23 protein-coding genes are annotated in these 25,886 nt (G+C 67.3%); 6 read left to right on the forward strand and 17 right to left on the reverse strand.

Annotated features, from left to right (window positions below):
• Positions 1 to 79: 79 nt before the first annotated feature.
• The 3 genes from hisA to hisB all read right to left on the reverse strand — a co-directional run bounded on the left by hisA (position 80) and on the right by hisB (position 2,107).
• Positions 80 to 817 (reverse strand): 1-(5-phosphoribosyl)-5-[(5-phosphoribosylamino)methylideneamino]imidazole-4-carboxamide isomerase, encoded by a 738-nt coding sequence (hisA, locus tag ABIB28_RS11905; RefSeq protein ID WP_133190291.1) that lies wholly within the window; start codon positions 815 to 817, stop codon positions 80 to 82.
• Positions 805 to 1,410 (reverse strand): imidazole glycerol phosphate synthase subunit HisH, encoded by a 606-nt coding sequence (gene hisH / locus ABIB28_RS11910; RefSeq protein ID WP_354288291.1) that lies wholly within the window; start codon positions 1,408 to 1,410, stop codon positions 805 to 807. Before hisH ends, hisA begins: the two co-directional genes overlap by 13 nt.
• 109 nt (positions 1,411 to 1,519) lie before the next feature.
• On the reverse strand, positions 1,520 to 2,107 hold the full coding sequence (hisB, locus tag ABIB28_RS11915; protein ID WP_354288292.1) for an imidazoleglycerol-phosphate dehydratase HisB: 588 nt from the start codon (positions 2,105 to 2,107) through the stop codon (positions 1,520 to 1,522).
• Between the two features lie 71 nt (positions 2,108 to 2,178).
• Here hisB and ABIB28_RS11920 point away from each other — a divergent pair, with 71 nt between their 5' ends.
• From ABIB28_RS11920 to gmk, 4 genes are all read left to right on the forward strand, one after another.
• Positions 2,179 to 2,661: an SspB family protein gene (locus ABIB28_RS11920; protein WP_133190285.1), complete on the forward strand. Its 483-nt coding sequence runs from the start codon at positions 2,179 to 2,181 to the stop codon at positions 2,659 to 2,661.
• A 234-nt stretch (positions 2,662 to 2,895) separates the two neighbouring features.
• Positions 2,896 to 4,284 (forward strand): class II fumarate hydratase, encoded by a 1,389-nt coding sequence (gene fumC, locus ABIB28_RS11925; RefSeq protein ID WP_354288294.1) that lies wholly within the window; start codon positions 2,896 to 2,898, stop codon positions 4,282 to 4,284.
• Positions 4,285 to 4,341: 57 nt separating this feature from the next.
• Positions 4,342 to 4,563 carry a hypothetical protein gene (locus tag ABIB28_RS11930; protein WP_354288295.1) on the forward strand — a complete coding sequence of 74 codons (222 nt, stop codon included), beginning with the start codon at positions 4,342 to 4,344 and terminating at the stop codon, positions 4,561 to 4,563.
• 48 nt (positions 4,564 to 4,611) lie between these two features.
• Positions 4,612 to 5,268: a guanylate kinase gene (gene gmk / locus ABIB28_RS11935; protein WP_189677141.1), complete on the forward strand. Its 657-nt coding sequence runs from the start codon at positions 4,612 to 4,614 to the stop codon at positions 5,266 to 5,268.
• A 118-nt stretch (positions 5,269 to 5,386) separates the two neighbouring features.
• Here gmk and ABIB28_RS11940 read toward each other — a convergent pair whose 3' ends face one another.
• Entirely contained in the window at positions 5,387 to 6,070 is a 684-nt protein-coding gene (locus ABIB28_RS11940; protein ID WP_354288297.1) for an ATP12 family chaperone protein, read from the reverse strand.
• A 49-nt stretch (positions 6,071 to 6,119) separates the two neighbouring features.
• On the reverse strand, positions 6,120 to 7,499 hold the full coding sequence (locus ABIB28_RS11945; protein WP_354288298.1) for a hypothetical protein: 1,380 nt from the start codon (positions 7,497 to 7,499) through the stop codon (positions 6,120 to 6,122).
• Between the two features lie 131 nt (positions 7,500 to 7,630).
• Here ABIB28_RS11945 and ABIB28_RS11950 point away from each other — a divergent pair, with 131 nt between their 5' ends.
• Together ABIB28_RS11950 and ABIB28_RS11955 are read left to right on the forward strand one after the other, a co-directional pair.
• On the forward strand, positions 7,631 to 10,876 hold the full coding sequence (locus ABIB28_RS11950; protein ID WP_354288299.1) for a S41 family peptidase: 3,246 nt from the start codon (positions 7,631 to 7,633) through the stop codon (positions 10,874 to 10,876).
• A gap of 80 nt (positions 10,877 to 10,956) precedes the next feature.
• Entirely contained in the window at positions 10,957 to 12,855 is a 1,899-nt protein-coding gene (locus tag ABIB28_RS11955) for a S9 family peptidase (protein ID WP_354288300.1), read from the forward strand.
• Between the two features lie 155 nt (positions 12,856 to 13,010).
• Here the strand turns inward: ABIB28_RS11955 and ABIB28_RS11960 are convergent, their stop codons facing one another.
• The 12 genes from ABIB28_RS11960 to ABIB28_RS12015 form a co-directional block, all read right to left on the reverse strand.
• Positions 13,011 to 14,042 carry a cell wall hydrolase gene (locus tag ABIB28_RS11960; protein ID WP_354288301.1) on the reverse strand — a complete coding sequence of 344 codons (1,032 nt, stop codon included), beginning with the start codon at positions 14,040 to 14,042 and terminating at the stop codon, positions 13,011 to 13,013.
• Positions 14,043 to 14,174: 132 nt separating this feature from the next.
• Complete coding sequence (locus tag ABIB28_RS11965; protein WP_354288303.1) at positions 14,175 to 17,006, reverse strand: M16 family metallopeptidase; 2,832 nt, start codon at positions 17,004 to 17,006, stop codon at positions 14,175 to 14,177.
• Between the two features lie 201 nt (positions 17,007 to 17,207).
• Positions 17,208 to 17,390 (reverse strand): hypothetical protein, encoded by a 183-nt coding sequence (locus tag ABIB28_RS11970; protein WP_133190271.1) that lies wholly within the window; start codon positions 17,388 to 17,390, stop codon positions 17,208 to 17,210.
• Positions 17,390 to 18,547: a tRNA guanosine(34) transglycosylase Tgt gene (tgt, locus tag ABIB28_RS11975; protein WP_354288305.1), complete on the reverse strand. Its 1,158-nt coding sequence runs from the start codon at positions 18,545 to 18,547 to the stop codon at positions 17,390 to 17,392. The genes ABIB28_RS11970 and tgt overlap by 1 nt, the downstream gene beginning before the upstream one ends.
• 112 nt (positions 18,548 to 18,659) lie before the next feature.
• Positions 18,660 to 19,343, reverse strand: coding sequence for a DUF1013 domain-containing protein (locus ABIB28_RS11980; RefSeq protein WP_133190267.1), 684 nt, complete (start codon positions 19,341 to 19,343; stop codon positions 18,660 to 18,662).
• Between the two features lie 161 nt (positions 19,344 to 19,504).
• Positions 19,505 to 19,765, reverse strand: a complete 261-nt coding sequence (locus ABIB28_RS11985) for a type II toxin-antitoxin system RelE/ParE family toxin (protein WP_354288307.1) — start codon at positions 19,763 to 19,765, stop codon at positions 19,505 to 19,507.
• Complete coding sequence (locus ABIB28_RS11990) at positions 19,765 to 20,010, reverse strand: type II toxin-antitoxin system ParD family antitoxin (RefSeq protein ID WP_189677149.1); 246 nt, start codon at positions 20,008 to 20,010, stop codon at positions 19,765 to 19,767. Before ABIB28_RS11990 ends, ABIB28_RS11985 begins: the two co-directional genes overlap by 1 nt.
• A 51-nt stretch (positions 20,011 to 20,061) precedes the next feature.
• A complete protein-coding gene (locus tag ABIB28_RS11995) occupies positions 20,062 to 21,099 on the reverse strand; it encodes a glycosyltransferase family 4 protein (protein ID WP_354288309.1) in 1,038 nt (345 codons plus the stop codon).
• A 5-nt stretch (positions 21,100 to 21,104) separates the two neighbouring features.
• Complete coding sequence (locus ABIB28_RS12000) at positions 21,105 to 22,004, reverse strand: UDP-2,3-diacylglucosamine diphosphatase (protein WP_189677151.1); 900 nt, start codon at positions 22,002 to 22,004, stop codon at positions 21,105 to 21,107.
• Between the two features lie 162 nt (positions 22,005 to 22,166).
• Positions 22,167 to 23,861 (reverse strand): AMP-binding protein, encoded by a 1,695-nt coding sequence (locus tag ABIB28_RS12005; RefSeq protein WP_354288310.1) that lies wholly within the window; start codon positions 23,859 to 23,861, stop codon positions 22,167 to 22,169.
• A gap of 68 nt (positions 23,862 to 23,929) precedes the next feature.
• Positions 23,930 to 24,124 carry a hypothetical protein gene (locus tag ABIB28_RS12010; protein ID WP_133190257.1) on the reverse strand — a complete coding sequence of 65 codons (195 nt, stop codon included), beginning with the start codon at positions 24,122 to 24,124 and terminating at the stop codon, positions 23,930 to 23,932.
• 56 nt (positions 24,125 to 24,180) lie between these two features.
• A complete protein-coding gene (locus ABIB28_RS12015) occupies positions 24,181 to 25,839 on the reverse strand; it encodes a GGDEF domain-containing protein (RefSeq protein ID WP_354288311.1) in 1,659 nt (552 codons plus the stop codon).
• Between the last annotated feature and the right edge of the window lie 47 nt (positions 25,840 to 25,886).

Consider the following 25,886-nt stretch of genomic DNA (forward strand, 5'->3'; position numbering starts at 1 on the left):
CTGCATTCGCGGATCACTCGGGACGGTCGCGACGCGCGCACCATCTCCGCGCCTCCGCGTCTTCGCGCGAACATGCTTTTCACGCCGCCGCCGCCACGGCGAGCGCCGCCGCCAGATCGAGCCGGCCGTCATACAGCGCGCGCCCGGTAATCACGCCCTCGATCCCGTCACGCGCATGGAGCGCGAGCACATGGATCTCGGCGATCCCTTTAACGCCGCCGCTGGCGATCACCGGAATCTTCACCGCGCGCGCCAGATCGACGGTCGCCTGGACATTGGCGCCCTTCAGCATCCCGTCGCGGCCGACGTCAGTGAACAACAGCGCTGCGACACCCGCATCCTCGAACTGCCGCGCCATATCGGCGACCTCGACCGTCGAGACATCGGCCCAACCCTTGGTCGCGACGAAACCGTCCTTGGCATCGACCGCAACGACGATCCCGCCGGGGAAATCGCGCGCCGCTTCGCGCACCAGCTCCGGGTTCTCAAGCGCCGCCGTGCCGATCACCACACGCGACACGCCCATGTCGAACCAGCGCTCGATCCCGGCGCGGTCACGGATCCCGCCGCCCAATTGCACATGGCCGGGGAAGCGCTTGACGATCTCGGACACCGCTTCGCCATTGACCGATTTGCCGGCGAACGCGCCGTCGAGATCGACGACGTGGAGATATTCGGCACCCTGCTCTGCGAAGAGCATCGCCTGCGCGGCGGGATCGTCGCCATAGACGGTCGCGCGGTCCATATCGCCCTCGGCGAGGCGGACGACCTGACCGCCCTTGAGGTCGATCGCGGGGAATATGATCAAGGACGCCACGTCAGGAACCTCTCCAGCAGCGCAAGACCGTAGCGCTGGCTCTTTTCGGGATGGAATTGCACGCCGAGCAGATTGTCGCGGCCGATCGCCGCGGTGACCGGGCCGGCATGCTCGGTCGTTGCCAGCGTGTCGGCCCCGTCAAAGGCGTAGCTGTGCAGGAAATACGCTTCGCCCGGCACGATCAGCGCGTGCGGGGTGGTCGGGACGACGTCGTTCCAGCCCATGTGCGGGACCTTGGCGGTTGCGTCGGTCGGCGTGAGGTGCCGGACGCTGCCGCGGATCCAGCCGAGCCCGGCATGGACGCCATGCTCCTCGCCGGTGTCGGCCATCAATTGCATCCCGACGCAGATGCCGAGGAACGGCACCCCGTCGCGCCGGACGCGCTGCTCGAGCGCCTCGACCATGCCGGGGACGCCGCGCAACGCCGCGGCGCAGGCGCCGAACGCACCGACGCCGGGCAGGACGATGCGGTCGGCCTTGAGCACTGCATCCGCATCGGCGGTGACGAGCACGTCGGTGCCGCCCGCCGCTTTCAGCGCATTGGCGACCGAATGCAGATTTCCTGCGCCGTAATCGATGAGGGCAAGCGTCAAATCCCCCTCCCGCTTGCGGGAGGTGTTAGGGGAGGGGCGTGCCGCAAGCGCAGCGCAGGGATCCAGGTCGTTCCCTCCCCCGGCCCCTCCCGCAAGCGGGAGGGGAGCATCACAACGTCCCCTTGGTGCTGGGGATCACGCCCGCTTTCCGCGGATCGAGCTCGACCGCTTCGCGCAACGCCCGCGCGACGCCCTTGAACGCCGCCTCGGCGATGTGGTGGTTGTTCGACCCGTACAGCGTCTCGATATGCAGCGTGAGGCCGGCGGTCTGCGCGAACGAGTGGAAGAAATGCTCGAACATCTCGGTGTCCATCTCGCCCAGTTTCTTCTGCGAGAATTCGGTCTTCCAAACGAGATACGGCCGCCCCGAAATGTCGATCGCGACGCGGGTGAGCGTCTCGTCCATCGGCGAATGCGCGTCGGCGTAGCGGCGGATTCCGCGCTTTTCGCCCAAAGCCTCAAGGATTGCCGCGCCGATCGCGAGGCCGGTGTCCTCGACGGTGTGGTGCTGGTCGATATGCAGATCGCCGACAGTCTTGACGTCGAGGTCGATCAGCGAGTGGCGGCTCAATTGTTCGAGCATGTGATCGAAGAAGCCGATCCCGGTCGAAATCTGGAACGCCCCCGTTCCATCGAGGTTGACCGAGACGTCGATGTAGGTCTCGCTGGTCCGGCGGGTGATCGTGGCGGTGCGCATTTGCTTCCCATAGCGCCGTTAGGGACGCATGCAATCTTGACCCGCCATCAAACCGCGCTACCCAAGGACGCATGAGCGATGGCATGCCCGATAGCCTGATTCCCTACGATGATATCGTACAGGAAGCCCTGCGTGCCGTGGTCGGCCGCGTCCTTGGGTCGGTGGCGACCAATGGTGGCCTGCCCGGCGAGCACCATTTCTACATCACCTTCAAGACGCAGGCGCCCGGCGTCGACATTCCGCAGCGACTGCTCGAGCGCTTTCCCGACGAGATGACGATCGTGATGCAGAACCGCTATTGGGATCTGGTCGTCGATGACGAGCGCTTCTCGGTCGGCCTGAGCTTCAATCAAGTCGCCTCGAAGCTGGTCATTCCCTATTCGGCGATCACGGGTTTCCATGATCCTGCGGTCAATTTCGAACTGCGCTTCCAGGCGCAGGATATTCCCGACGGCCCCGAGCCGCACGACACCGCGGAAAACGACGAGCCGGTGCACAAGCCGGTCGAGGATGGATCGAACGTCGTCGCAGTGGATTTCAAAAGAAAGAAGTAGGGAGCGAGCCGCGCGAACTGCGCGGCGGTCGCGCAAGCGACGCGAACCGCCGGCCGGCGCGGCCCGCCGCGTCCGACGTCACGGGATTTACTCCGGTGACGGCTGTCTCACCAAAATCGCGAGCCATTTCCGTCACCCCGGGCTTGTCCCGGGGTCTACCGTGCCGCACATGCCACCCGTCCGGTCTTGCGGCCCGGTGGATGCCGGGACGGGCCCGGCATGACGGAGTCTGGCATGGCTGAAAACACCCGCACCGAAACCGATTCGCTCGGAGCCATCGAAGTCCCTGCCGCCGCCTATTGGGGCGCGCAGACGCAGCGCTCGATCGAGAATTTCCCCTTCCCCGCGACCGAGCGGATGCCGATCGCGATCATCCACGCGCTCGCGATCGTCAAGCAGGCCGCTGCCCGCGTGAATCGTGCGCACGCCCTCGCCCCCGAGATCGCCGACGCGATCGAATCGGCCGCCGCCGAAGTCGCTGCGGGCACGCTCGACGACCAGTTCCCGCTCGTCATCTGGCAGACCGGCAGCGGCACGCAGTCGAATATGAACGTCAACGAAGTCATCGCCGGCCGTGCGAACGAAATGTTGACGGGGAAGCGCGGCGGCAAGACCCCGGTCCACCCCAACGACCATGTCAATATGAGCCAGTCGTCGAACGACAGCTTCCCGACCGCGCTCCACATCGCGGCCGCGATCGGCGCCACGCAGCGGCTGCTCCCCGCGCTCGACCGGCTCAACCGCGCGGTGAAAGTGAAGTCGGACGCGTGGCACGATATCGTCAAGATCGGCCGCACGCATCTGCAGGACGCGACGCCGATCACGCTCGGCCAGGAATTCTCAGGGTACGCGGTGCAACTCTATCGCTGCTACCACCGCATCGAACCCGCGATCACGCACAACATGCTATTGCTCGCGCAAGGGGGGACTGCGGTCGGCACCGGGCTCAACGCGCCCACCGGCTTCGACGTCGCGATCGCCGCCGAGATCGCGCGGCTCACCGGGCTCGCTTTCGAGACGATGCCCAACAAGTTCGAGGCGCTCGCGTCGAACGACCCGATCGTCCACGTCTCGGGGACGCTCAACACGCTCGCCGTCGCGCTGACCAAGATCGCCAACGATATCCGCTTGCTGGGTTCCGGCCCGCGCTCGGGGCTTGGCGAACTCCACCTCCCCGAAAACGAGCCCGGCAGCTCGATCATGCCGGGCAAGGTCAACCCGACGCAGTGCGAGATGCTGACGATGGTCGCCGCGCAAGTGATCGGCAATCACCAGGCGATCACGATCGGCGGCTTGCAGGGGCATCTCGAGCTCAACGTGTTCAAGCCGATGCTCGGCGCGGCGCTGCTGCGCTCGATCGACCTGCTCGCCGTCGGCATGGCGAGCTTTGCCGAGCGTTGCGTCGAGGGGATCGAGCCGAATCGCGACCGAATCGCCGAACTGGTCGATCGCTCGCTGATGCTCGTCACCGCGCTCGCGCCCGAGATCGGCTATGACAATGCCGCCAGGATCGCCAAGCACGCGCACCACGAAGGCCTGACGCTCAAGGAAGCGGGGCTCGCGCTCGGCCTCGTCGATGCAGCGACCTTCGATCGCTTGGTCCGTCCCGAGACGATGGTCTGACACGACCGGAACCATCGCCCGTTTCGTGCGCTAAGCGTAACGAATTGGAGAAAGACGATGAGTTTCACGACGATGATCGGCGCTGCAATCGGTGCTGCGATCGATGGTTCCGACGGTGACGACAGCACGATCGACGGCGCGATCGAGGGTGTGATCGTCGCCAATGTCGTCAAGGCGGTGATCCCGCTCGCGCTGACCTTCGCGACCGGCTGGCTCGTGCTGCGCGGCCTCGGCCAGATCAAGACGCGCGTGTTCGGCGAGGATGTGCCGCGCAACTGAGTCACGCCAAACCTTGACGGGAGGGGCAGGTGCGCGCCACTAGCGCGCATGGTCGATCATCGCTCCTCCCAGCCCAAGAACTTCAAGCGTCGCGGGCTGATGTTCGTGCTGTCCTCGCCGTCCGGCGCGGGCAAGTCCACGATTGCCAACCGCCTGCTCAAGGAAGAGCGCAACCGCATCAAGATGTCGGTGTCGTATACGACGCGCGCGCCGCGCAAGGGCGAGGTCGACGGCAAGGACTATCACTTCGTCGACAAGGAAACCTTCCGCGCGATGGCGGAGGACGACCAGTTCCTCGAATGGGCGCGCGTGTTCGACGAGCGCTACGGCACGCCGCGCGACACCGTGTTCAAGGATCTCGAGCACGGCCAGGACATTTTGTTCGATATCGACTGGCAGGGTGCGCAGCAGCTGTTCCAGCTGGCTGGCGGCGACGTCGTCCGCGTCTTCATCCTGCCGCCAGGCCTCAAGACGCTGCGCCAGCGACTCGAGGATCGCGCGACCGACACACAGGAAGTGATCGACCGCCGCATGGACCGCGCGCAGGCCGAGGTGAGCCATTGGGACGGCTATGACTATGTCCTGGTCAACGACGATCTCGACGATTGCTACGAGTGCGTCGAGACGATCCTGACGGCCGAGCGGCTCAAGCGCTCGCGCCAGCGCGGGATGATCGGCTTCATCCGGCGGCTGCCTGAGAAATAAACGCTTCTTAGCCGTCACCCCGGCCTTGTGCCGGGGCCTACGGTGCAAAGCGGTATTCGCGGGCAGGACGCGTATCCCGGTGGACCCCGGCACAGGGCCGGGGTGACGAGGATAGCGCCTACCGCAGCAATTCCAGCATCCGCACGCCCGCGCCGAAATCGCGCCGCCGCGTCGCAATCCCCGCCTCGGCGAGCGGATCGCGGCCCCAGCGTTCGGCCTGATAGTCTTCGTCGAGCGTCACCGCGTCCCACACCTGTTCGGGTGTCGCGGCCTGTTCGGCCAGCGCGAGCGCGGCGATCAGCGAGCCGCCGATCGTCACGATCGGCGACAGCGCCGCCAGCTCGTAGGGCCCGCGAACGGCGATCGCATCGCCGAGTCGTTGCAGCGTTGCCGCTGGCTGCGCGCGGTGGAGGATGCCGGTGACGACCTCGACATGCACATCGTAGCGCAGCCGCGCCCAGTCGATCAGCGGATCCCACGCCTCGGCCTGCCGCGCGACCAGATCCTCGGGCGAATCGGCGCGGTAACAGAGCAAGTCGCTCTCGGCGTACGCGGCGAGCCCTTGCGCGAACAATGCCGGGTTGGGCGAGATCCGGTCGATCGCGGCGTTGGCGAGGCCCGTCAGCGGCATCGCGCGCGGGTCGATCTCGCCCTCGACCGCGCGCCATTCATCGGCGACCGCCTCGGCCAGCGCATCGCTCGGCAAGGCGAGCGGCACGCGGCCGGGGGTGCGCACGGGCTTGCCGTCGAGAAAGACGGCGCGGGTGTTGTCGAGGGTGACGTGGGTCCAGAAACGCTTCATGCCCGCAGCCCTAGAGCAGGAACGCGCCGCTTCAAACCGCTTCGAGGCATCACGCGCGCGCGACGACCCCGGCCGCGACGACGACGAGCAGCACTGCCGCCGCGAGCGCGAGTCGCCAGCGCGGCAGTCGCCACGTCGCGCGCTGCGAGAGCACCAGCGCGGCCGCGATCCCGACCGCGGTCATCGTCCAGAAGTGGTAACGCACTTCGGAAGCGACGCTTAGCGGGAGATAGCTGAAGCCGTAGAGCACCGCCGACCACGCCAGCGCGACCGCCGGATCGCCATCGCCGAGCCGTGGGCGCAGCACGAGCAAGCCGAGCCCGAGCGCCAGCCAGCAGACCGGCCAGCCGGGCGGTGTCGTCAGCACCGCGTCGGCGGCGTGCTGGAGCGCGCTGCGCCAGCCGTTCGGCGCGACGGTGAAGCCCCAGCGGTTGGGATCGGACTGCGGTGACAGGCCCGGCAGATCGGCATCGTGGACCAGAAAGCGGGTATTGCGGTCGAAATGCGCGAGGCGGTGCACCGCATAGGCGAGCGGATGCGCGGCGACGGCGGCTGCCCACCAGCCATAGGGGCCATGCCCGGTCTTGAGCGGCGCGGCGAGCGTGGTGAAGCCGATCGCGCACGGTGCCGCCCCCCACCAGGCGTAGCGATCCCACGAGATTGGCGAATAGCAGTCGGCATTGACTGCGATCGGGTTCGCCACGCCGGTCGGTGGGAAGACGGAGGTTCTGGCGAACGCGCCGATCCCGCCGAGATCGTAGATCACCAGCGACAGTTCGACGCCGCTGCGCTTGGCGTGAAGCGCTGTATTGGCGAGCGGCAAAGCGAGCACCAGCGGGATCGCCGCAAGCACCGCAGTCGCGCCGAGCCGCGGCCACGTTCGCCGCCATGCGGTCGGCAGGGCAAGCAACAGCAGCGGCAGGCACGCCGGAACCGCATTGAAGCGCAGCGTCGCCGCCGCGACGAGCAGCAGCGCGGCGACGATCCGCGCCGCGCGGCTCCCCGGTCGCGCGACGAGCAAGCCGCTCGCGAGCAGCAACGTGCCTGCGAATAGGCTGTCCTTGAGGATCGTGCCCACCAGCACCAGCACGATCGGCGACAGTGCGAGCAAGCCGATCGCCCCCGCCGCCGCGCGCTGTCCGCGCGCCCATGCCGCCTGCATCCACAAGGCGGTGCCGCCCCAATAGAGCGCGAGCTGCAGCACCAGCATCGGCGCCGGCCCCGCACCGAATGCGCCAAGCTGCCGCCACAGCCAGTTCATCGCCGGTGGGTGCCAATCGTCATACTGACCGCTCAGCGCCTGGCCATATTGCCGGATCGCGTCCCACGTCATGATCCCCGGCCAGAACAGCGCGCCATGCAGCAGCGCCAGCAGCATGATCGCGCCGCCGCCCATCAGGAGCGCGCGTCTGTCCGTCGAATTCGTCACGAAGCCGCGCTAGCATGCTGATCCTGCAAAACCATCCGCGATTGCGCGCCAGCCGCGCAAACGCGTGTGGCTTGTGATCGTCCGGCTTTTGCGCTTCATTGCCGGGGATAACGACGAAACGGGGCTCCTTCATGACATTTCAACGCCTTGCGCTGGCGGCTGCGGGCCTGCTCGCCTCGACCACTCTGGCCGCACCGCGCGCGCAGGCGCAGGAGGCCAGGCCCGCCTTCGCCGAGCCGACGCTCTCCCCCGACGGCGCGCTGATCGCCTTCGCCTCGGGCGGCGACATCTGGGAGGTCGCGGCGAACGGCGGTGTCGCGCGCCCGCTCGTCACCGATGCGGCGACCGAGGCGCGCCCGCTCTATTCGCCCGACGGAACCAAGCTCGCCTTCACCTCGACGCGCGGCGGCAACGCCAACATCTATGTGCTCGATCTGGCGAGCGGCGCGGTGACGCGGTTGACCTATGCCGAGGCGGGCGAGGAGCTCGACGCCTGGTCGCCCGACGGCAAATATCTGTACTTCGCCTCGGGCGTCGCCGATGTCGGCCGCCAGGCCGACATCTTCCGCATCGCGGTCGATGGCGGCACGCCGATGCAGGTCAGCCGCGAGACCTATCTCGCCGAGTTCCAGGCCGCGCCGTCGCCCGACGGCAGCACGCTGGCGATCAACACGCGCGGGATCAGCGCGGGGCAGTGGTGGCGCAACGGTACCTCGCACATCGACCAGACCGAATTGTGGCTCAAGCCCGTCGCCGAGGGCGGGGCGTATCGCCGTCTCCTCGCCGATGGCGAGAAACACGCCTGGCCGATGTGGAGCCGCGACGGTGCCAGCCTCGTCTATATGAGCGCGAAGGGCGGGCCCGAGAATCTCTGGCGCGTCGGCGTCGGCGCGGGGGCGGCGCCCGAGCAGCTGACGCACTTCACGAGCGGCCGCGTTCTGTACCCGTCGATGGCGGCAAACGGGTCGGGGGTCGTGTTCGAGCGCGATTTCGGTGTGTGGCGCTACGATCCGGCGACGGGGCAGGCCGCCGCGGTGCCGATTACGCTGCGCGGGGCTGCGAGCACGACGCCGCGCCGCCACGAACAGCTGCAGAGCTTCTCGCGCCTGGCGCTTTCGAGCGACGGGCAGAAGATCGCGGTGATCGGGCATGGCGAAGTGTTCGCGACGTCGGCCAAGGACGGCGGTACGGCGCAGCGCGTGACCAACACGCCGGGTGCCGAGCGCGAAGTGGTCTGGTCGCCCGACAGCCGCCGCGCGCTCGTCATTTCGGAGCGCGGGCTCGCGCATTGCCTCGTCGAATATGACGTCGCAAGCGGGCGCGAGACCGTGCTGACGCGCCAGGGGATCGCCTCCGCGCCCACCTACGCGCCCGACGGCAAGTCGGCCGCCTATGTCCTCGACGATCGCGAGCTCCACGTCGTGACACTCGCGGGCGGCGCCGATCGTACGCTGTTCACCGGCGCGATCGCGACCGACGAGCGCGATGGACCGCGCCCGACCTGGTCGCCCGATGGCCAGTATATCGCCTTCCCGTTGCTCGATTCGCGCTCGTTCGTGAACGTCCATGTCGTCGCCGCCGCAGGTGGCGCGGCGCGGCCGGTCAGTTTCCTCGCCAACGGCCAGATGGGCGGGATCGCTTGGTCGCCCGACGGCACCTACATCCTCTTCGACACAGCGCAGCGCAGCGAGGATTCGCGGATCGTGCGGATCGATCTGCTGCCGCACGTGCCAAAGTTCAAGGAAGACAAGTTCAGCGACCTGTTCAAGCCCGGCAAGCAGCCCGGCACGCCCGACACGCCGTCTGACACGCCCACGCCGCCGACGCCCAAGCCGCTGCCCGTCGCAGCGAAGAAGGGGGCCGCGCCGCCGCCTCCCGCGCCGAAGGTGAAGCCGGTGTCGATCGTGTGGGAGGGCCTGCGCGCGCGCGCGACGATTCTGCCGCTCGGGCTCAATGCCGATACGCCGGTGATCAGCCCTGATGGCAAGACGCTCGTCTTCCGCGCACGCGAGAAGGGCCGCGCCAACCTCTATAGCTACACCCTCGACGAGCTCGCCGACGAGCCGCCGGTCGCGCAGCAACTCACGCAGAGCGATCGGCCGAAGGGCGATTTCGCGCTCGCGGGCGACGGCAAGACGCTCTTCTATCTCGACGGCGGCCGCGTGATTTCGACGCCGCTCGACAGCCCTAAGCCCAAGCCGATTCCGGTCGGCGCCGAAATGGACGTCGACTTCGCGACCGAGAAACAGATCGTGTTCGACGAGGCGTGGAGCATCCTCGACCGCAAATTCTTCGATGCGAAGTTCAACGGCCAGGACTGGAAGGCGCTGCGCGCGCGCTTCCAGCCCTATATCGCCGGGGCCCGCACGCCCGACGAGGAGCGGCGGATCATCAATCTGATGATCGGCGAGCTCAACGCCTCGCATTCGGGCATTTCGCTCAGTCCCGGCGCGCCCGGCAGCGCACGCCCCAATCGCGTCGGCGATCTCGGGCTGCGCTTCGATCGCGCCGCCTATGATGCGGGACGCGGTCTGATCGTGCGCGACGTCGTGCGGCTCGGGCCCGCGGCGATCGAAAAGATTGCTCCCGGCGACCGGATCGTCAGCGTCGGTGGCGTCGCGATCGGCGCGCATGGCAATATCGATGCGCTGCTCGAGAACAGCGTCGGCCGCCGCGTCGCGCTCGGCATCGTTGGCGCGACTGGTCAGCGCAGCGTCGTCGTCCGGCCGATCTCGGTCGGCGCGGCGGCGGGGCTCGCCTACCGCCAATGGGTCGATGATCGCCGCGCGCTGGTCGATCGGCTGTCGGGCGGCAAGCTCGGCTATGTCCACATCGCCGACATGTCGTCCGAATCGCTCGACCAGCTCTATCTCGATCTCGATGCCGAGAATCAGCGGCGGCAGGGCGTTGTCGTCGACATCCGCAACAACAATGGCGGCTTCATCAACGGCTATGCGATCGACGTGTTCGCGCGCGCCAATTATCTGACGATGACGCCGCGCGACCTGTTCCCGCTGCCCGGCCGCCAGGCGCTCGGCCAGCGTGCGCTCGGCAAGCCGACCGTGCTCGTCACCAACGAATCGTCGCTGTCGGACGCCGAGGATTTCACCGAGGGCTATCGCGCGCTCGGCCTCGGCAAGGTGGTGGGGCAGCCGACCGCGGGGTGGATCATCTTCACCGGCGGCGAGCCGCTGATCGACGGTTCGTCGGTGCGCACGCCCGGCACGCGAATCCAGGACGGCCGCGGCCAGGACATGGAAATGCACCCGCGCCCGGTCGACGTCACGGTGGTGCGGCCGCTCGGCGAAGGCCCCGGCACGGATGCGCAATTGAGCGCGGCGGTCGACGTGTTGCTCGCGCAGGTGGGCAAGCCATAACGGATCGCGGCGCCGACACGCGATTGCCCCCGCGCCGCACTGTGCTATCCCGCTCCATCACTCGACGGAGCTTCCCTGCCATGCGCCTCAGCCTGTTCGCTTTTCTGCTCGCCGCTTCCGCCAGCCCGGCGCTCGCCGCACCCACGGTGCATTCCTATGGCGGGCTCGCGCTGTCGGCGGAGGGCGACCGGATCGCGACGATCGATGCGGAGGGCAGCAAGACCAGCATCACGATTCGCGCGACGAGCGGCAAGGTGCTGCGCAGCTTCGATCCGTGCGGCGCCCTGTGTTCGGTGTCGGGTCTGACCTTCGCGCCAGACGGGAGCCTGGCCTATCTCACGCGCGACAAGAAGGCGGGGCTCGTCACGCTGTTCGTCGATCATGACGGCAAGCCGCATACGGTCGCGACGGTCAGCGGCATCGCACAGACACCGCGCTTCTCGCCCGACGGGTCGCGCATCGCCTTGCTCGTCACGATCGGCGCGGCGAAGGAAGCGGGCGCTGCGCAGGCCGGCGTGCGCCAGATCGGCGAGATCGGCGAGAAGAGCGACGAACAGCGGCTCGCCGTGTTCGACGTGAGCGGCAGCGTGACGGCGGACAAGGTCCAGCCGCTTTCACCCGCCGATCGCTACATTTACGAATATGACTGGACGCCCGATGGCAGCGGCTTCGTCGTCACCTCGGCGCTCGGCAATGGCGACAACAATTGGTGGGTCGCGACGCTCGACGCGGTCGACGCCAAGACCGGCGCGGTGCGCACGATCGCCCGCCCCAAGACGCAGCTCAACTTCCCGCGCGTATCGCCCGACGGCAAGACCGTCGCCTATATCGGCGGGTTGATGAGCGATTTCGGCTCGGTCGGCGGCGATGTCTGGACCGTGCCCTTCGCCGGCGGCGAACCAAGCAACACACAGCCCAACAGCAAGCTGACCGTGACGTCGCTTGTGTGGCGCGACGCCGCCATCCGCGGCACCGCGCTGCGTGGCGACCGGATGGGGCTCTATGCCGAGCGCGCAAGCACCGACGGCCTCGGTTGGAGCCGCCCGTCGAACCTCGCCGCGGGCGATGCCAAGGCCGCGTGGAGCGCCGATGGCAAGACCGTCGCCACGGTGGTGCAGGACTTCACGCATGCCCCAGCGATCTTCGCCGGCCCGGTCGATGCGCCCGTCCAGATCACGCACGACAATGACGCGATCCCGGCCAAGATGACCGCGCGCAGCATCAGCTGGAAGAATGAGGGCTTCGACGTCCAGGGCTGGCTGCTCGCCCCGCTCGGCGCCGATCCCAAGACGAAGGCGCCGATGATCACGATCGTCCATGGCGGTCCGTCGGCGGCGAACGTGCCGTATTTCGGCGGTGGCTACGGCGCGATGCTCGATGCCGGCTATTACATCTTCCTGCCCAATCCGCGCGGCAGCTACGGCCAGGGCGAGGCCTTCACCGCCGCCAACAAGCGCGATTTCGGCGGTGGCGATCTGCGCGACATCCTCACCGGGATCGATGCGGTCGAGAAGGTCGCCCCGGTCGACGACGCGCGGCTCGGGCTCACCGGCGGCAGCTATGGCGGCTTCATGGCGATGTGGGCGAACACGCAGACCAACCGCTTCAAGGCGATCGTCGCGGGGGCGGGGCTGTCGAACTGGGTGAGCTATTACGGCACCAACGGCATCGACCAGTGGATGCTGCCGTTCTTCGGCAAGACGCTGTACGAGGATCGCAAGGCCTATGAGGATGTCTCGGCGGTCAATTTCATCAAGAACGCGAAGACGCCGACCTTCATCTATGTCGGCGAGCGCGACATCGAAGTGCCGCCGACGCAGTCGATCGAATATTGGCACGGCCTCAAGGACATGGGCGTACCGACGAGCCTGGTGATCTATCCCGAGGAAGGCCACGGCATCCGCGCGCCGGCCAATTCGGCCGACGTCGTCGCGCGCACGCGGGCGTGGTTCGACACGTATCTGGCGGTGAAGAAGTAAGGGCGGTTCGTCGCGAACGGTAGATACCGCGCTCCGTTCGGGCTGAGCCTGTCGACGCCCCACGCTCCGCTCGCGCGCCGTGCGCAAGCGGAGCGCGGCCTTTCGACAAGCTCAGGGCGAGCGGGGGGAGGTCGCGGCGCTACCGAAAGACGAGTTCAGCGCAGCGGCTTGCCCGAGTCTTTCCAGCGATCGAGGATCTGTGAGTCACCCGGCAGCGTATCCGCGGCCGGGGTTGCAGGGGCGATCGGGGTGCCGCTTTGCGTATAGGCCGGCTGAATCGTGACCGGCTTGGCGGCGGGTAGCGCAGGCGTCACGACGGCTGCCGTCATAAGAGCCGGCGGATCGAGCCGCGGGTGCGGGCCCGGGATCGGCTCGCCGCCCAGATACGGCTGGCGGAACGCCGCCGGCGTGCCCCAGCCACCCTGCCAGCGGTGGAAGAAATGCGCGCCGATCGCGGCCGTCATCACGAGGCTCCGGTTCCACGCCGGGGTGACGGCATAGGTGTGGTAATGCGTCGCGAGCCCGACTTGCGGCATGACATGCCCGTTGAGCGCCGCGGCGGCGACCTTCAGCGCGCGCAGCCAATAAGCTTGCGACGGGCTCCCACGCTGGAGCGCGCCGTCGCACGCGAAGCTGAACTGACAGCCGGTATGTTCCGAACCCTGGAACACCACGCCGCATACCGTCGCCGGGAAGGCCGGGTGCCGCACGCGGTTGAGGATCACCTGCGCGACGGCCTGTTGCCCGGCGTCGGGCTCGCTCGCGGCTTCATAATAGATCGCGGTGGTCAGGCATTGCAGCGCGCGGCCACGGTCGATCGCGCTCGCGCGCGCCATCGAAAAGGGGAGGGCGGGACGGACCGATGTATCCCCCGCGAGCGCCGCCGCGCCGACCGGGAGCGGCAGGTCGGGGAGTGCGATCGTCCCGGTCGCGCCGCGCGCCGGGGCGCTGTCGCTCTGCACCGCATCGTCGGCCGCGTTGAAATACGCGGCGCCGGGGAAATGATCCTCGATCTCATAACCGCTCGGCGCAGGGGCGTGCTGCGCCGCCCTGGCGTGCTGGAGGATGATCGCGCGAAGCGCCGCATGCGCCGATACGCCCGCGAGCACGAGCGCGCACAGACCCACGGCACCGAGCTTGCTCAGCCGCCGCATCTTCACCCAGCCAAGGACCGCCTGCAAATACACGCGCGCGCTGTAGCCGATTTTGGCGCGCTGCGATGCTGCTGATTTAGGGGTGTCTCGCGACGATACGATTGGTGGTTAATGCAGCGGTTCGGTCACCCCGGCGCGGCCGGGGTGACGGTTACATGGGTTTGCTCAGCGCAGCGCCGCGCTGTCGAGCTTGAGCACGTCCGCGCCGATCACCTCGACGTTCGGATACGCTTTGCGCAGCTCGGGCAGGAACAGCTTGGCATCGCCGACCACCACGACGCTCGTCGCCGCTGGATCGAGCAGCTTTGCCGCCGCCGCCTGCACCGCCGCCGGATCGACCGCCGAGACGCGCTGCGTGTACTGGCCGAGCTCGCTCAGCGGCAGGCCCTGGACGACATAGCCGCCGACCGTCCCGGCGATCCCGCCCGTCGTCTCGGTCGCGCGGCCGAAATTGCCGACCAGCACCGCTTTACGCGTATCGAGCTCGGCCGCGCTGACCGGCTCCGCGCCGAGCCGCTTCATCTCGGCGAGGATGATCGACACCGTCTCGGGCGCGCTCGGATTCTTGGTCGAGGTCCGCGCGGCGACGACGCCCGGCAGACGCCCGGCTTGCACGCTGCTTCCCGCGCCATAAGCGAGCCCGCGCTTGATGCGGATTTCCTGGTTGAGCCGCGACGAGAAACCGCCGCCGAGCACCGTATTGGCGACCGCCGCGGGATAATAGGCCGGATCGCTGCGCGCGATTCCCGGGCGCGCCACCACGACGCCGGCCTGGCCCGCGCCCGGCATGTCGACCACGACGACGCGCGGCGAGGGGTAGATCTGCCGCGGGCCATCGGGACCGACCGGCGCGCTCGCCTTCCAGCTGGCGAAATTGGCTTCGGCAAGCGCCTTGGCGCGTGCCGGGGTCACGTCGCCGACGATCACCAGCGTCGCCTGTGCGGGCGCCCAGGCCTTGGCATAGGCGGCGCGGATGTCGCTCGCGGTGATCGCCTTGAGCGACATCGGCGTGCCCGAGCGCGGATGCCCGTACGGCGAGGCACCGAGCGCCGCGCGCGCGGCGACGAGCCCGGCGAGCTGGCTCGGATCCTTGATCGCGACCTGGACGCCGTCGATCGTCTGCGCGCGCGCGCGCTCGATCTCGGCGGGCGCGAAGACTGGGTTGCGCGCGACATCGGCGAGGATCGCCAGTGCCGGCGTCGCCTGGTCAGACTTGACGGTCACCTCGATCGAGCTGCCGTCCCAACTCGCATCGCTCGAGATCGAACCGCCAAGCGCCTCGATCTGCCGCGCGATCTGCGTCGCCGAGCGCGTCGTGGTGCCCTTGGTTAGCAAGTCCGCGGCGAGGCTGTTGACCCCGGCGCGATCGGGCCGGTCGTCGGCCGCCCCACCCTGCGCGACGAGCAACGCGGTGAGCAGCGGCAGGTCGTGCTTCTCGACCACGACGACACGCATCCCGTTGGCGAGCGCGAATTCGTGGGTCAGCGGTGCGGCTGCGGCGATCGCGGCGGCGGGTGGTGGCGGGGCGATGCGGTCGGCAGCGCTGGCGGGCGTCACCACCTCGATCTTGCCGGGCGCGACCAATGGCGAGACCACCACGGTATCGGCGACTTCGATCCGGTCGTTCTGCGGTGCCTTGGCGGTCGCATCCTCGGGGAGATACTGGATCGTCGCCGAACGCTGGTCGCGCAGATATTTGGCGGCGACGCGCTGGACGTCGGCGGCGGTGACGCGGCCGATCGCGGCGAGCTGCCGGTCGGCGGCGCGCGCGTCGCCGTCGATGATCACCGACGAGGCGATCGTGCGGCCCTTGCCCTCGGCAGTCTCGCGCGCCTGGAGTGCGCTCGTCAGGATCTCGTTCTTCGCCTCGGCGAGTTCGGCGGCACTCACCGGGGTATCGCGCAGCTTCGCGACTTCACGGCGCAGCGCTGTCTCGCCGACTGCTGCGGTCTTGCCGCCTGCGAGGATCACGAACACCGCGAGGTTGCCCGGGCCTTGCTTCGAATCGAGCACGCTCTCGGCGCTCTGCGCGAGCTGGTCGCGATAGACGAGCGATTCGTACAACCGCGAGCTCTCGCCCTGCGACAATACCGCGTTGAGCACGCTCAGTGCGGGGCCGTCGGGATGGTTGTCGGCGGGGATCGGATAGCTGATCATCACCGCAGGCAGCGGCGTATTGGCTTCGTGAACGACGTAATGCGTCGCTTTGGTGCGCTCGGGCTCAGCCACGGTGACGCGCGGGATTGGCGATGTCGGGCGCTTGATCTTCGCGAAATACTGGTCGACCCAGCCATCGAGCTGCGCCGCATCGAAATTACCCGAGACGACGAGCACGGCGTTGTCGGGCCGGTAATAGGTCGCGTGGAACGCGCGGACATCGTCGATCTGCGCGCTCTCGAGATTGTCGAGGCTGCCGATCGTCCCGCGTGCGTACGGATGGCGCATGTAGGACACGGCCGGGAAATAAAGCGAGAACAGCTTGCCGTAGGGCCGCGCGTTGGTGTTCTGGCGCAGCTCCTCCTTCACCACGTCGCGCTCGGACGCGAAGCTCTTGGGCTCGACGACGAGCGCGGCCATGCGGTCGGCCTCGGCGAACAGCAGCCGCTGGAGGTGGTTCGCCGGGATCGTCTCGTGATATTCGGTGTAATCGTCATTGGTCGAGGCGTTGTTGTTGCCGCCGACATCCTCGGTCAGCCGGTCGAACTGTTCGGAGACGAGGTTGCGCGTCGCCTTGAACATCAAATGTTCGAACATGTGCGCGAAGCCCGAACGCCCGGCGGGATCGTCCTTCGAGCCGACATCGTACCAGACCTGCACCGAGACGTTGGGCGTGGTCGTGTCGCGAATCGCATAGACGCGCAGGCCATTGGCGAGCGTGCGCTCGGTAAAGGCGATTGGCTTGATCGCGGGGGCGGGTGTGGTTGGGGCGGGTTGCGCGGTGGCGGCGGTGAGCGGGAGCAGGGCGGCGCCCAGCAGGAGGGCGGCACGGGACAGCATAAGGGAGGCTCCGGATGGGGGCGGTGTTGCGCCACTGTGTCGCGCGGCGGCAGGGGCGGTGTCAATCAGATGGCACACCACCCGATACATCGTCACCCCGGCCTTGTGCCGGGGGCCACTCCGATGCTTGCGCAGCGTTCGATGATCGCACGGTGACCACGCGGCACGGTGCACCCCGGCACAAGGCCGGGGTGACGGCGCTTACGGCTTCTTCGAGCGGTTCACGTAGAGCAGCGCCGCCGCCAGCGCGGCCGATCCGACACCGACCCCGATCGCGATCGGCGCGACCGGCCAGTTGCCGTGCTTCTCACCCTTCGCTTCGGCGGCATCACGGACGCGCTTGTGTTCGAGCGCGGCGGCTTCGATTTCGTTGATCTTGGACATTACACCCTCTCTGCGTGGCTCTCATATGCCTGTCGGAACGCATCGGCGAAGGCTTTGAGCCGCCCCGCCGCGATTGCTGCCCTCAGGTCGGCCATCATCGCCTGATAGAACCACAGATTGTGCTCGGTCATCAACATTGCGCCGAGGATTTCCCTGGATCGGACCAAATGGTGCAGATAGGCGCGGCTGCCACCGTGCTCGGGATGCTGGCAGGTCGGGCAGCCGCACGCGGGATCGAGCGGCCCCTGGTCCTCGGCGAATTTCGCGTTGCGGATGTTGATCGGCCCGTTGCGCGTGAACGCCTGCCCCGTGCGCCCCGACCGCGTCGGCAGCACGCAATCGAACATGTCGATCCCGCGCTCGACCGCGCCGACGATGTCGGTCGGCTTGCCGACGCCCATCAGGTAGCGCGGCTTGTCGACGGGGAGCTGGCCCGGCGCGAAGTCGAGACACGCGAACATCGCCTCCTGCCCTTCGCCGACCGCGAGCCCGCCGACCGCATAGCCGTCGAACCCGATGTCGATCAGTGCCGCCGCGCTGTCGCCGCGCAGCGTCTGGTCGAGCGCGCCCTGCTGGATGCCGAAGATCGCGGCGCCCTCGGCGTGCGCGCCACCGCCGTCGAACGCATCGCGCGAGCGCTTGGCCCAGCGCATCGAGCGCGCCATTGCGGCTGCCTGCACTTCGGGCGTCGAGGTGGTCGGCACCAGCTCGTCGAACGCCATCACGATGTCCGAGCCGAGCAGCCGCTGGATTTCGATCGAGCGCTCCGGGCTGAGCGTGTGGCGCGAACCGTCGAGGTGCGACTTGAAGGTCACGCCATTCTCGTCGCGCTTGGTCAGGTCGCTGAGGCTCATCACCTGATAGCCGCCGCTATCGGTGAGGATCGGGCGGTCCCAGCCCATGAAATCGTGCAAGCCCCCCAATCGCGCGACGCGTTCGGCGCCGGGGCGGAGCATCAAGTGATAGGTGTTGCCGAGCAGGATGTCGGCGCCGGTTGCGCGGACGTCGGCGGGCTTGACGCCCTTGACCGTCGCGGCGGTGCCGACGGGCATGAACGCCGGCGTGCGGATCGTGCCGCGGCGCATCGCGATTTCGCCGGTCCGCGCCTTGCCGTCGGTGGCGTGGATGGTGAAATCGAAGCGAGGAGGCTGGGTCATCTTACTTCCCGGACCCCTTCTGCCGTCATTCCCGCAAAAGCGGGAATCCCGCTTCTTCTCCGGGCCGGCGGTAGAAGCGGGACCCCCGCTTTCGCGGGGGTGACAGATTACATCAGCGCTTGAACAGCGTCTCGGCGGTCGGCTCGGCGCGCGGGGCGACGACTTCGCCATTCTCGGCGGCTTCGGCGTCGCGCGCAAGCTGGTCGCGCTGCGCGCGCAGCTCGGTGATCAGCGCTTCGCGGTCACCCTCGAGCCGCGTGTCGACCGGAGCTTCGAGGCCAGCCGCCTTGGCGGCCTTGGCGACCGCGGCATCGAGCTCGCGCTGCGTCGTCAGGCCGAGCGTCACCGGATCCTTCGGGGTAATATTGGCGATGTTCCAGTGGCTGCGGTCGCGGATCGCCGCGATCGTCGTGCGTGTCGTGCCGATCAGCAGGCCGATCGCGCCGTCGCTGATCTCGGGATGGTTGCGGATAATCCACGAAATGCCGTCTGGCTTGTCCGACCGCTTCGACACCGGCGTGTAGCGCGGCCCCTTGGTGCGGCGGACCTGCTCGGGCCCCTTGAGGATCTTGAGCGTGTACTCCGGATCGGCCTGCCCCTTGTCGATCTCGTCCTGCGTCAGCTCGTGCGCGCGGATCGGGTCGCGGCCGGTCAGCTTGGTCGCGGCGGTGTCATCGGCGATCGCCTGGACCTCGAGGATGTGCAGGCCGCAAAATTCGGCGATCTGCTCGAAGCTGAGCGCGGTATTGTCGACGAGCCAGGCGGCGGTCGCGTGCGGCATGAGCGGCTGGGCCACGGGATACTCCTCAAAAACGGAAAGGGCCGCCCCTTTCGGAGCGGCCACTTTTGCTGACATGCAATGTAGAGCGAATGGCAGGGGAGGGCAAGCGCGGTTGCGGTCTGTTAGAGATCGGCGTCGAGCTCGGCGAGATATGCGACGGTATCCCGACGCGCGTCTCACACGTTGATCACTTCAAGCGCGTCCTCGGTGTAGCGAAAATAGATGATGTAGCGACGATGCGGCGTACTGCGCAGGTCTGCGCCCAGCTCCGGCCGCGCAGTCCCGAGCGAACCGGGAAGCGCGGCGATGCGGTCGCAATGCTCGCGCACCCCGTCTATCAAGCCGCGCGCGATGTCGCTGCCGCTCTGGTTTGCGATGTAGCGCGCGATGGCCTTAAGGTCGCGCTGCGCCGCCTGACTCATTTTGAGGCGGCGCATCAGCCGCGCTCGCGCTCCCAAGCATCGAGATCTTCATGGAGCCTGCGAAATACGTCGTCGGCAGAGTGCCAGACATTCTCGGCGATCGACGCCTGCAGCGTCTCGCGCAGCGCCTTGATCTTCGCATCGCGCTCTTCGACCAACCGCAGACCTTCGTTCACGACATCGACCGCGGACGCATAGCGGCCCTCGGCGACACTTGTCTCGACGAAGCTTTCCCAATGCGGCCCAACAGGTACGTCCATCGTGCGACCTCCAACAGCAGCGCCACAATTTACCGCATCGTCGCTAGTCGCTCAAGCCGCGATCGCCTCGGGATGCTCGACGGGAACGAGCGCGCCGAGGAACTGGCGTGCGCTCGCTTCCCAGGTAAAGGTCTGGCCATAAGCGGCACACGCCCCGCGGTCGCGGGTCAGCGCGGTGGCGATCGCGGTGTCGAGATCCTCGTCCATCGCGCCGACCTGCGGGGTGAGCACATCGACCGGCCCGGTCACTGGGTAGGCCGCGACGGGGGTGCCGCTGGCGAGCGCTTCGATCATCACCAGGCCGAACGTGTCGGTGCGGCTCGGGAAAACGAAGACGTCGGCGGCGGCATAGGCGCCGGCGAGATCGGCGCCGAACAATGGCCCGAGGAAATGCGCGTCGGGGTAGCGCGCGACGAGCGTGGCGCGTGCCGGGCCGTCGCCGACGATCACCTTGGTGCCGGGATGCTTGGCGGTGAGGAACGCCTCGATATTCTTCTCGACCGCGACGCGCCCGACATAGAGCTGGATCGGCCCGCCGCTCGTCGCCTTGAGCGCTTCGATCGCTGCAAGCGGGGCGACTTGCGGACCAAACGTCCCGAGATCGACGCCGCGGCCCCAGTGGCGGATCTTGGTGAGGTCATGCGACTTGAGCGTCGCTGCGATCGACGGCGTCGAGGCGAGGATCGACTGGGCGGGCCAGTGGAACCAGCGAATGTAGCGCCACACCCATTCGGGATTCACCCCGGTCCGCGCCGAGACGTAATCGGGGAACTGCGTATGATAGGCGGTGGTGAAGGGAAACCCGCGCGTCAGGCACCAGCGCCGCGCGGCAAGGCACACTGGCCCCTCGGTCGCGAGGTGGATCGCGTTGGGCGCGAAATCGGCGAGCATCTTGCCGACGCTCGCGGTGCTGGCAAAGGCCAGGCGGATCTCGGGATAGGTCGGGCACGGCATCGAATAGAACAGATCGGGCGAGACGATCAGCACCTCATGGCCCTGGCGCTCGAGTTCGGCACGCACCGCTTGCAAGGTGCGCACGACCCCGTTGACCTGGGGGCTCCATGCATCGGTGGCGATGGCGATCCGCACGCGGGTCAGGCCGCCAACATCTCGATCTGCGCCGTCGGCCGGGACGTTTCCCGCGCGGCAATCTCGTCGGCCCAGTGCAGCAATTCCATTCTCCCGTCGAAATGCTCGACCAAGGCCGTGCAGCCTTCCACCCAGTCGCCGTCGTTATAATAGGCAATGCCGTTGATATCACGGAACTCGGCGGTGTGGATATGGCCGCAAACGACCCCGTCGACACCACGCGCGCCAGCCGCCTGCGCGACAATTTCTTCGTAATTGGAGATGAACTGCACCGCGTTCTTGACCTTGGCCTTGGCATGCTTCGACAGCGACCAATAGGGCAGGCTGAAAGCGCGGCGATAGGCGTTCACCCAGCGATTGAGCGCCATCATGAATTCGTACGCCGCATCGCCGACATGCGCCAGCCAGCGGTGCGCGAGGGTGATTGCATCGAATTCGTCGCCATGCAGCACCAACAACCGACGCCCGTCGGCAGTTTCATGGACCGCGTTGCGGCGGATCGCGATGCCGCCGAAATCGAGCCCGCAGAACTGGCGGACGACTTCGTCGTGATTGCCGGGGATGTAGACGACATGCGCGCCGCGCTTGGCGCGCTTGAGCAGGCGCCAGACGACGTCGTTATGTGCGGCGGGCCAGTAGAACTTCTTCTTCAGCCGCCAGCCATCGATGATGTCGCCGACGAGGTAGAGCGTCTCGCTGTCGACATGGTCGAGAAAGTCGATCAGCAGATCGGCATTGCAGCCGCGCGTGCCGAGATGGATGTCGGAGATCCAGATCGTGCGATAGCGCCGACGCTCGCTGATCGTCCGCTCCGGAATCGACGGTTGCGAGTGCGCGAAGTCTGCCAGATCGGCGATCGTGCCGCCCGACAGACCATTCATTGCGATCTTGGTCACAGCGTCCATCGTCGACAACCCCGAAGCCATACTGGTCTTGGGTCTATGCAGACAGATTGTTACAATCGGAATCGTTGACCTTCACGCAACTGTCATACGGTGCGCAGCCACTCCGCTATTCCCAAGAAAGTCAGACACCCGGTTTCTTGGGAATGACGGGCGGGGAAGCGGTCATACGCTGGGCGCCTCCGCCATCACCTCGGCGATCAGATCCTTGCGACTGAGCTTGCCGATCATCGTCTTGGGCATCGTCAGGCGGATCACTACGTCGTCGACGCGCTCATGCCGCCCGAGCTGCGGGTTGAGCCAGTCGCGCAACTCCGCGCCGGTCGCCGCGACCTCCTCGTTGAGCGTGACATAGGCACGCGGTTGCTCGCCGCGATACGGATCGGGGAGGCCGATCACCATCGCCTCCTTGACCGCGGGATGATGGTGCAGGATCGCCTCGATCTGGCTCGGGAAGACCTTGAAGCCCGATACCGACAGCATGTCCTTCAACCGGTCGACGATCCGCACGAAGCCGTCTTCGTCGATCGTGCCGACATCGCCGGTGCGCAGCCAGCGCCCTGCGGCATTGGTGACGAACACTTCGCCATCGGCGTCGGGCCGGTTCCAATAGCCCTTCATGATCTGCGGCCCCATCGCGACGATCTCGCCCGGCTCGCCGGGGGGCGGGGGCTGGGTCGGATCGGCCTTGTCTACGAGCCGCAGATGCGTCGACGGGATCGGCTGGCCAATGCTGCCGGTCTTGCCGGGCCGCTCGTACGGATTGGCCGACAGCACGCCCGAGCTTTCCGACAGGCCATAGCCCTCGACCACGGTCGCCCCGGTCGCCGCTTCGAACTTAGCCTTCAACTCGGCGGCGAGCGGTGCGCCGCCCGAGATGCAGACGCGCAACGACGAGAAATCGGTCTTGGTGATGTCGGGATGGTCGAGCAGCGCCTGGTACATCGTCGGCACGCCCGGAAGCGCGGTCGCCTTGGTCCGCGTGATCGCGCCGAGCACCGCGCCAGCCTCGAAGCGCGGCAGCATCACGATGCATCCGCGGTTGAGCACGGTACGGTTGAGCACGCAGGTGTTGGCGAAGACGTGGAACAGCGGCAGCACGCCGAGAATACGGTCGGGTTCGTTCGGGTGCGGGTCGATCCCCATTACCTGCCGCGCATTGGCCGACAGATTCTGGTGCGTCAGCATCGCGCCCTTGGGGGTGCCGGTGGTGCCGCCGGTATATTGGATCAACGCGACGTCTGTCATCGGATCGATCGTCGCGGGTGCGTGCTTGCCATCATTGGCGATCAGCCCCGAAAAGCTCAGGATGCGCGGATCGTTCGGGCGCGGCGTGACTTCCTTGCGCTTGAACAGCCGGTAAAGGATCGATTTCGAGGCGGGCAGCGCCCCCGCGATCGACCCGACGATCAGCCGCTCGAGCTGGCTGGTCTCGAGCACTTTCAGCGCGGTCGGGAGCAGCGCGCTGGCGGACAGCGTGAACAGCACGCGCGTCCCCGAATCCTCGACTTGATGTGCGAGCTCGGCAACGGTGTAGAGCGGCGAGAAATTGACCACCGTCGCGCCGAGCTTGAGGATGCCGTAATAGGCCGCGAGATAATGCGGCGCATTGGGCAGGAACAGCCCGATCCGGTCACCCGGACCATAGCCCAGCGCCTGCAACCCCGCCGCGACGCGATTGGCGCCGTCGAGCGTCTCGGCATAGCTGTACTGCCGCCCAAGAAAATCGATCAGCGGCGCCTTGCCCGCGCTGGCGGCCGATTGATCGAACATATCCACCACCGAAAGCGGCGGATAGACGCTGTCCCAGGCAGTGGGGTGACGATAGGATTCGTGCCAAACGGCTTCAGGATCGCTCATTGACATGTGTGTAAGCAAGCCTTCCGTTCCCGGCAACCCACCGGCGCCGTCCGCGGATAGTCAGCGGATTACAAATGGTTTCCCGTCCAGGTCACCAGCACCGAAATGCCGACGAGACCGAGATCGATCGCGGCCTTCATCCGATGCGGCGCGGGGTCGGTCGAATCATGGGTGAGGATCTGGATATCGGCGCTCGGATGGCGCGCCACCGCGATCAGCGCGACGACTGCGACGAACCCGACCATGATGCGACGGTTGCGCACAGCATATCCCCTTGGGCTGCGCTTGTACGCTCAGTGCCGATTCGCGGCAAGGCGTCTCACGCGGCGATGCGGTCGGGCAGCGCGCGGATCCGCGCGCGATCGCGCCCGGCGCTCTTGGCGTCGTACAAGGCCCGGTCGGCGGCGCCGTAGAGCGCCTTCCAATCGACTTCACGGTGCAATGGGCCAATGCATTTGCCGATGCTCGCGGTCACCGCGACGTCGTACGGCATCCGCGTCGCGCGCAATCGATCGAGAATGTCGCGGGGTTCGATCGGGGTGTCGGCGGGAAGCACGATCGCAAATTCCTCGCCGCCGATCCGCGCGACGAGCGCCGCGTCGGGAACCGACAGTTGCAGCGTGCGCGCGACCGCGCGGAGCACGTCGTCGCCGCCGTCATGGCCGATCGTTTCGTTGATCAGCTTGAAATGGTCGAGATCGAGGATGAGCAGCATTTGCTCGCCCGTGCGCCCGATCGCGGCCGCCAGAAAGGCACGGCGGTTGAGCAGGCCGGTCAGCGGATCGATCTCGGCGAGCAACAGCGCGGCGAGCTCGCCTTCGCGCGCGGCATCGCGCTCGAGACTGAGCACGCGCACGCGGTAGGCAATCGCAAAGCTCGACAGCAAGGCTTCGAGTGTCATCATCACGATCGTCGAATTGTCGATCCAGAAGTTCCACTGGATCAGGCTGAGCCCGCTCGCCACGCGGAAGCAGGCGACGAATACTGGCGCGCCCCAGGCGAGGGCGAACAGCCACAGATAGTTGCTCCGTGTCCGCCACGCGCGCCACAGCATCGACCCGACGACAAGCAATTGGCCGGCAAACGCCAAGGTGAAGCAGCGGTCGAGCAGCCAGACATTGCTCGGCCCGAACAGCGCATAGCCGAGCGTCGCCGCGAGCATCGTCGCGGCGGCAACGGTGAACAGTCGCCCCAGCCCGCCTGCAAAGACGCGCGGCTCGAAAAAGGTCCGCGCAAACAGCAGGGCAGCCACCGCCGATACGCCGAGCGTAAGGTAGTTGATGCGCATCCGGTCGTTATTGGCAAGCTCGGGCCAAGCCCAGGCGAGCGCGCCCGACGAGGAAATGGCGTAGCACAACAACCCCAGCACCATCGCGCAATACGCAAGCTGGAATCGATGTCGCAGCGTCGCCCACAGCGCCAGATTATAGGTGAACAGCGCGATGCACAGGCCGGCGAACCCGCCATACAGCGCGGCCAGCAGCAGGTTCGATCGCACGGCTTGTTCAGGCGTCGCGATCCGCGCATCGCGCAGGATGCCGCGCAGATTGGCAGCACCTTCGACATGCCAGAGCAATCGAACCAGCGGTGCACCGCGCGCGGGCAGCGGCTGGCCGACGATCGCGCCGAGCTGGATATGCCGCATCGTGCCTTGTTGATCGAGCCGTTGCGATACGACCGTGCCATCGGCGTAGAGCGCGTAGAGCGTCACGGCGCGCTGCCACAGGCTGGCGACGCGGATTTCGACCGGACCCGATCGCTGCACCGGAACCGAGCGCACCCAATAATCGCCGCCGCCAAGCGTCGTCTGTTGCGGATTGCAGTCGAAGCGTGTCGTGCCGACAAACAGCGACTGCGGCGTCATCCCAGGCTGGGCGCGGACGACACAGACAGAGACCGGCTGGCCGGATCGGTCGGTCTGCGCAGTGACGGGGCACGACCAGCCAAGCGCCAGCAGAAAAGCGGCGACAAGGCTCAAAAGACGGTAGTGCGGCGCACTTTGCATAGCGGCGCCATAGAGCGCCT

Origin of the sequence: Sphingomonas sp. UYEF23, from assembly GCF_040546165.1 — a bacterium.
Lineage (GTDB): Bacteria > Pseudomonadota > Alphaproteobacteria > Sphingomonadales > Sphingomonadaceae > Sphingomonas > Sphingomonas glacialis.

Excerpts from the sequence above, each read along its gene's own strand:
- ABIB28_RS11985 (WP_354288307.1), bottom strand. The coding sequence starts at position 19,765 with ATGCGCCGCCTCAAAATGAGTCAGGCGGCGCAGCGCGACCTTAAGGCC.
- ABIB28_RS11920 (WP_133190285.1), top strand. The coding sequence starts at position 2,179 with ATGAGCGATGGCATGCCCGATAGCCTGATTCCCTACGATGATATCGTA.
- ABIB28_RS12005 (WP_354288310.1), bottom strand. The coding sequence starts at position 23,861 with ATGAGCGATCCTGAAGCCGTTTGGCACGAATCCTATCGTCACCCCACT.
- gmk (WP_189677141.1), top strand. The coding sequence starts at position 4,612 with ATGGTCGATCATCGCTCCTCCCAGCCCAAGAACTTCAAGCGTCGCGGG.
- ABIB28_RS11950 (WP_354288299.1), top strand. The coding sequence starts at position 7,631 with ATGACATTTCAACGCCTTGCGCTGGCGGCTGCGGGCCTGCTCGCCTCG.
- ABIB28_RS11940 (WP_354288297.1), bottom strand. The coding sequence starts at position 6,070 with ATGAAGCGTTTCTGGACCCACGTCACCCTCGACAACACCCGCGCCGTC.
- tgt (WP_354288305.1), bottom strand. The coding sequence starts at position 18,547 with ATGACCCAGCCTCCTCGCTTCGATTTCACCATCCACGCCACCGACGGC.
- hisB (WP_354288292.1), bottom strand. The coding sequence starts at position 2,107 with ATGCGCACCGCCACGATCACCCGCCGGACCAGCGAGACCTACATCGAC.
- ABIB28_RS11990 (WP_189677149.1), bottom strand. The coding sequence starts at position 20,010 with ATGGACGTACCTGTTGGGCCGCATTGGGAAAGCTTCGTCGAGACAAGT.
- ABIB28_RS11965 (WP_354288303.1), bottom strand. The coding sequence starts at position 17,006 with ATGCTGTCCCGTGCCGCCCTCCTGCTGGGCGCCGCCCTGCTCCCGCTC.
- ABIB28_RS11955 (WP_354288300.1), top strand. The coding sequence starts at position 10,957 with ATGCGCCTCAGCCTGTTCGCTTTTCTGCTCGCCGCTTCCGCCAGCCCG.
- ABIB28_RS11930 (WP_354288295.1), top strand. The coding sequence starts at position 4,342 with ATGAGTTTCACGACGATGATCGGCGCTGCAATCGGTGCTGCGATCGAT.
- ABIB28_RS12000 (WP_189677151.1), bottom strand. The coding sequence starts at position 22,004 with ATGGACGCTGTGACCAAGATCGCAATGAATGGTCTGTCGGGCGGCACG.
- ABIB28_RS11970 (WP_133190271.1), bottom strand. The coding sequence starts at position 17,390 with ATGTCCAAGATCAACGAAATCGAAGCCGCCGCGCTCGAACACAAGCGC.
- fumC (WP_354288294.1), top strand. The coding sequence starts at position 2,896 with ATGGCTGAAAACACCCGCACCGAAACCGATTCGCTCGGAGCCATCGAA.